Source organism: Streptomyces torulosus (genome assembly GCF_001419765.1).
GTDB lineage: Bacteria > Actinomycetota > Actinomycetes > Streptomycetales > Streptomycetaceae > Streptomyces > Streptomyces torulosus.
Genome location: NZ_LIRK01000419.1, coordinates 1 through 5,938, shown reverse-complemented (window position 1 = coordinate 5,938; position 5,938 = coordinate 1). Strand labels below are relative to the sequence as shown.

Genomic DNA, 5,938 nt, shown 5'->3' with positions numbered 1-5,938 from the left:
CCCTTGGGGAACTCCACGTGCGGCAGCTGCACCACTTGGTCCCGGTCGGCCGTGAGCGTGTCGAAGCCGTCCCACAACGCCAGGTGCCGCCGCGGCTCGGACTCGTCCTCGTACGCCACCACCAGTGTCCAACCGCCCCAGGCACCGGCGGCCGAGCGGCCCATGGCCACATTGACCTGCGCAACGGTGTAGAGACCGGAGCCGCTGGATCGCACCAGTTCCGTGACGTCCGCCGAGGCCTGGTAGGCGTCCGCGCCCCGTGCCACGCGGTGCCCGACCATCGTGTCGGCGAGCACCTCCTTGTAAGCTCCGCCGGGCTCCGCGATGAGCACCCGCTCGTTGCTCTCTGGCGGCTTCTGTTCCCCCACCCGCAGGTTCCCGCCCCAGTACAGACGGGCGTACGTCACCCGCGCGCCCGTCGGCAGACGGACCTCGCCGCGGCTGGAGTTGTAGGTGTTGGGGTCGCTGTCCAGGTCGATGTAGAACATGTCGAAGTCGCCGTTGGCCGCCGTACCGCCCCCGCGTGCGTCCAGGCACGAGGCGCTGTCCGCACCCGACGTGGCCGTACGGCAGGTGATGGACGAGTTGGCGGCGCGGACGAATCCGCCGTGCTGCACCACGCTGTAGCGCTGCCCGAAGGGCAGGCTCGCCGCCTCCTCCGACGGCGCGGTGGACGTGGCCGTCGCGGGGGTGCCGGGTGTCAGGAGAGGAGCGAGGGCGCAGCAGCCCACGATGACGCGGCGCAGCAGAAAGCCCGAGTTATGGCGCATGACCGGCGGTGCCCTTTCGGGATGCTTGGCGGCCGAGGTGCGCCCCGACCGGTGCACAGCGGCCAGGGGCCGCGGGGAACCGCCACGGTATCGGCCAAGCCGCACATATCGCCGAAACCAGACATGCGTGTCGAAATCATAAAACGGGGTACATGGCGGATCACCCTTTCGGCAGCGCAACTCCGCTGCCTGTCGTGCGTTGATCCGACGTCGGGCGCACCGCCCGGATGTACTGCGTCACTACCAAGGAGTACTTCTCCATGTCGCGTATCGCGAAGGGCCTGGCCCTGACCTCTGTTGCCGCCACCGTTGTGGCGGGCTCCGCCGGCGTCGCCGCCGCCGACAGCGGCGCGAAGGGTGTCGCCGCCCAGTCCCCGGGTGTGCTGTCGGGCAACGCCATCCAGGTCCCGCTCCACATCCCGATCAACCTCTGCGGGAACAGCGTCAGCCTCGTCGGTGTGCTGAACCCGGCGTTCGGCAACGTGTGCATCAACCGCTGACGCGCTCGCATTTCCGGCCGTCCTCCCCCGTGCGGGAGGGCGGCCGGTCCGTGTTGGTCGAGCCGGGGGACGGCTGACTACGTACGGCCATCCTGGAGTTGCGCATGGTGATGGCGGGATGAACGGTGAGTGCAAGTTCTGCCGCACCGATCGAAGGGAAACACCCCCATGCGTGCTCAACCCGTCCGGCGGCTCGCGCCGTCGGCCCTCGCTGTCGCCCTCGTGCTCGGCATCACCGCTCCCGCCGCCCTGGCGAGCGACAGTGACACGAGTCATGACCGCACCCGGGCCACGGCGCCCGTACCCGCTGCGGATGCGCTGATGACGCAGGTCAAGTCGCTGGACGACCTCGCCCGCGCCCTGACGCCGGTCACCGCGCTGCTGGAGTCGGTACTCAAGGCGGACAACGGTCAGCTGTCCGCCGGGCAGGCGGCCCAACTGGGCGGCGACGTCAAGAAGTCCCTCACCGCGCTCGCCCCTGCGGCGCTGCCCGCCAAGCCGCCGACGCCTGCTGCTTCCGAGGCCAAGAAGCCGTCCGGACCGGGCGAGTCGACCAAGCCCACCAAGCCCACCAAGCCCATGGTGCCGACCCCGGTGACCGGGCCGATGGGAACAACGCCGCCGCAGCTCCGGCCCGCGCCCCCGCTGACCCTGCCCGGCGGAAGCGTCGCGTACAACCGCGACCCGATCGGCCTCGAGCGGACCGCGGTGGCCGACCTCCAGAAGAAGGTCGACATCCTGCTCAAGGCCGCCACCTCCGGCAAGCCCGCTCAGGTGACCCCCGCGGTCCGTGGCGTACTGACCGGCACCGTCAATGTGGTGACGGCCAGTCTGGTCGGCGGTGGCCTGCCGAAAGCGAGTCTGCCCGGTCTGCCCCCGTTGCAGCCGCCGGCCGGGGCTCTGCGGCCCTCCTGACGCCTGCGGAGATCGGTGTCCCCCCTACGGGAAACGGTGCCTGAGGCGAAGCAGGCGCCCCCCGGCTTCGGGCCGACCTGCCCGGTTCTCCGCTCCGATCGAGCAGGAGACCTCGCAGGCCGGCCCGACGGCTTCTTCCTGCCCGCAGATCTGCTGACACCGACTCGTATGAGAATCTGACACGCCGCGCATTCGGGTGAGTTGTGTGTCCTTCCACCCTCCACGGGGTTTCTGCGGCAGCCGGGACTCGTTGGGCAGAGGGCAGGCTGAGGCTCGAATCTCCCTTGCCTGCAGTGAGATTCTCCCCAACCGCATGAGTCCCCGAAAGGACATACCCGATGAAGTCGCTGAAGGCCGCTGCTGTCGTTGCCGGGTCCATCGCCCTCGCAGGAGCGAGTGCGCCCGCGTTCGCCGACACCGCGGACCTCATGCCTCCCAGCCTCGCCGGCGCCACGAAGTCCGTCAGCAAGACGTCCCTCGACGTCGTCCCGATGCGGCACCAGACGAACGCGCTCGACACCGAGAATAAGGGCTCCGTACTCAACGCCGTCAACGGCGCGACGAAGTCCCTCAACGCGAAGGGCGGCCCTACCCGACTGCTGGGCGGTCTGCCTCTCCAGCGCTGATCGGTTCGTGAGGCGGCCACGCGGTCCAATCTCCTGAGGGTCGAATCCGTGTCAGGCACGGGCTCGACCCTCAGTGCTGCCCGCGCGCTGTATCGCATCGGTGTTTTTGATCCCCATTCGTCATTCGTGGGGCGGTTACTGGAAAGCCGGGCGGCCGAGAATGCGGCGCGGGCGTCCCGAATATGCGGATCATGCTTCGGCCGTGAACTCGATGAGCGCTCCGATGCGCCCTTTTCGCACCGTTGGTCTTCCCGCACTCGTCATCACGAACCTGGACGGCGCCACCCCGACGGCGCCCTGGTCGAGCCCGCGGCGCCGGCCGCGTTCCCGTGCGATGGGGACGCACCGGGCAGTGCGGCGTGGGACGTCCTGCTGACCCGTGACCTGCGCCCCTGATGGCGACGGCGTCGCCGACCCCGCCCGCCGCCCAACGGCACCGGCCAAGCCGAGCGAACCGGTCCGAAGCGGGCGCAGGGTAATGGACGAACGTCACACGTGCGCGGGCGGGTCGCCCGGTGGTCCTCACCGCAGGCCGGACGGCCCCTGCGTCCGGTCGCCCCGCAACGCCAGGAGCTGCGCCGATGGCGAGAAGCGCCACGAATTTCTTCATTCAACCCCGGAAAGACGCGGTGCTGACCCGCTTCCCCCGTTTGCCGTAACTTCTGGCCATCCGAGTGAATGGCCAAGCTGTCTTGGCGGGAGGGTCGTTGATCAGGGTGTTCAATTCTTCTCGAGGGGCTTCGCAGCAGCGGAGCTTCCGCAGTTGAATGTCGAAAGGAAGAAATTCCGTGTCGAAGATTACCTTCGAAGAGCTGAGCGTCCTCACCGGCGAGATGCTGCCGGAGCGCGCGGTTCTGTCCGCCCTCGGCAACGTGGGCGGCAACGACGGCGCCATCGTGAGCAACTCCTGCGCGATCCAGCAGGCCCAGAACCCGGGCGGACTGGTCGGCGCCCTGGGCCTCGGCCAGGCTGCGTACCAGCAGCAGGCTTGCGCCCCCACGGCGGTCGCGTTCTAGTAGCAACGGTAGCGGCCGGGGGCTCCTGCCCCCGGCCGCCGCTGGCCTCATTTCAGCACACGCTTATGACGGCGTGTGCTTTCGGCGCCTGTAGCGGTGCTGGGTGCCTCCTCTGAAAGGTGCCACAGCGCCGCTTTCTGGCATGAGAAAGGAAAGCCGTGTCTCGTATCGGCTACGAGGAACTCAATTCTCTCTCCGGCGAGCTGCTCCCCGAAAAGATGTTGCTCTCCCTCGCGCTGAGCGGTGCCGATGCTCATGGCCCGGATGACTTGCCCGCAGGCGGTGACGGCAAGGACGGCAAAGTCACGGTCGCCTATGCCTGTCAGGTCCAGCAGACCCAGGCCTCGCAGGGCCTGCTCGGCGCGCTGGGCCTGGGCTCCCCGGCCAGCAGCACCACGACGTGCGTGCCGGCTGCGGTCGTCCGCCACTGAGACGCACACCCTCCGCAGCCGGCCGCGTTCACCGTGGCGGCAGTACCGGTGCACCGGTACCTGCCATCGAGGCCGGGACTGCGGTCGGCCGCTCGAGAACGCCTCCGCCGTAGGCGGTAAGCGCACCCGGGTCCGGCCGTCGCAAGGGCCCGGCGGGAGAACTATCCCCTTGGGAGATCTCATCAGTACGCAAGCACCCACCCCGGTCCATGAGGAGCCTCCTGCTCCCGCCGGGGCTCTACCCATGCTCACCGAGGGAACCGAACTGGTGGGCGAGTTCGTCGGTTCCGGATACCGCCACCCACCACACCTGGTGCACCGTTTCGACGGGCAGGTCATCCACCTCCCCGACCTTCTCTACGAGACCGCCAGGAGCCTGGAGCGGCAGCAGGCCAAGGCGACGAAATCCGGGGACGGCCCTCACCTCCTCGACCGTGTGGCGCGGGAACTCTCACGGACCACGGGCCGTACGTTCACCGCCGACCACGTGGCATTCGTGCTCGACAACAAGCTCGCGCCACTGGGGATCACCACCCGAAGTGACGGCACCCTTGCCGACTTCGCCAAGGCCGAGCACCCGTTCCTGGGCCTCCGCTACCGCGCCGCGCTGGTCTCCGAAAACGCCGCCTGGATCATCGCGGGGATCTTCTCCTGGTTGTTCCAACCCGTCCTCGTCCTCATGGTCGTAGCGACGTTCCTGGCCACCGAGATCTGGCTGTTCTCCACCCAGGACGCCGGCCTCGCCATGACTCAGGTGATGTACGACCCCGGCGGCATTCTCGCCATGGTGGGACTGGCTCTGGCCTCTGCCGCCTTCCATGAGGTCGGCCACGCCGCGGCCTGCCGCTACGGGAAGATTCGCCCTGGGGCCATGGGGTGCGGGATCTACCTGGTGTGGCCGGCCTTCTACACCGACGTCACCAACTCCTACCGGCTCGGCCGCGGCGGACGACTGCGCACCGACCTGGGCGGCGTCTACTTCAACAGTCTGTTCATCCTCGGACTGATCGCGCTGTACATCCACAGTCCGTCCCCGGTGCTGCTCGCGGCGATCCTGCTCATCAACCTGGAAGTCGTCCAGCAGCTTCTGCCGACCCTCCGCTTCGACGGCTACTACATCATCTCCGACCTGGTCGGCATCCCGGACCTGTTCAAGTACATCGGGCCCATCCTGCGACGCACGATCCTGCGGCGCCCACCGGAAGAGCGGCTGCAGGCCCTCAAGTGGTGGCCCCAGGTCGTCGTCACGATCTGGGTGCTCACGGTGCTGCCCGTCCTCGTCCTGCAACTCGGCATCATCGTCTTCCGCCTGCCCCAGATGGTGGCCGCGGCGTGGACCACCGCCACCACGCTCATCATCAACGCCACCACGAGCGGCACACCCGTGCTGAGCACCGTGTCGGCCTGCGTGCGAATCCTCCTGCTTCTGCTGCCGCTGGTGGGCATCGCGCTCGTCCTCTGGCAACTGCTCAACACCGGGGTCCAGATGCTCCGCAAGCGTTACGGCAAGCACACGGCCCGGCCCCAGGGCCGCCGAGGCCACTGGCACGGCACACCGTCGCTGCTGCTGTGGGGGGCCCTCGCCGCCGTCGCCGCCGTGGCCCTGACCTACGTGCTGTGGACAGCCCTGAGCCGCCCGGCGGCAGGGTTGTCAACGGACCGGGCGGCTCAGGGCTGTCC

General features: G+C 68.7%; 7 protein-coding genes. 6 read left to right on the top strand and 1 reads right to left on the bottom strand.

All coding sequences use genetic code 11. The annotated features are described in order from the left end of the window. Window positions 1-770 (bottom strand): DUF3344 domain-containing protein (locus AOK23_RS27315; RefSeq protein ID WP_206336306.1); only part of this gene is annotated, 770 nt, incomplete at its 3' end. A 260-nt stretch (window positions 771-1,030) separates the two neighbouring features. Between AOK23_RS27315 and AOK23_RS27310 the strand changes: the two genes are divergently transcribed. The 6 genes from AOK23_RS27310 to AOK23_RS27285 form a co-directional block, all read left to right on the top strand. After that, a complete protein-coding gene (locus AOK23_RS27310; protein WP_055715278.1) occupies window positions 1,031-1,270 on the top strand; it encodes a chaplin in 240 nt (79 codons plus the stop codon). 168 nt (window positions 1,271-1,438) lie between these two features. Then, a complete protein-coding gene (locus tag AOK23_RS27305; protein WP_055715277.1) occupies window positions 1,439-2,185 on the top strand; it encodes a hypothetical protein in 747 nt (248 codons plus the stop codon). 338 nt (window positions 2,186-2,523) lie between these two features. Beyond that, window positions 2,524-2,811, top strand: coding sequence for a hypothetical protein (locus AOK23_RS27300; RefSeq protein WP_055715276.1), 288 nt, complete (start codon window positions 2,524-2,526; stop codon window positions 2,809-2,811). 788 nt (window positions 2,812-3,599) lie between these two features. After that, window positions 3,600-3,827 (top strand): hypothetical protein, encoded by a 228-nt coding sequence (locus AOK23_RS27295; protein ID WP_055715275.1) that lies wholly within the window; start codon window positions 3,600-3,602, stop codon window positions 3,825-3,827. A 158-nt stretch (window positions 3,828-3,985) separates the two neighbouring features. Continuing rightward, window positions 3,986-4,258, top strand: a complete 273-nt coding sequence (locus AOK23_RS27290; RefSeq protein ID WP_055715274.1) for a hypothetical protein — start codon at window positions 3,986-3,988, stop codon at window positions 4,256-4,258. A 244-nt stretch (window positions 4,259-4,502) separates the two neighbouring features. Further along, window positions 4,503-5,938: hypothetical protein (locus tag AOK23_RS27285; RefSeq protein ID WP_063791411.1), on the top strand; the 1,436-nt coding region annotated here is incomplete at its 3' end.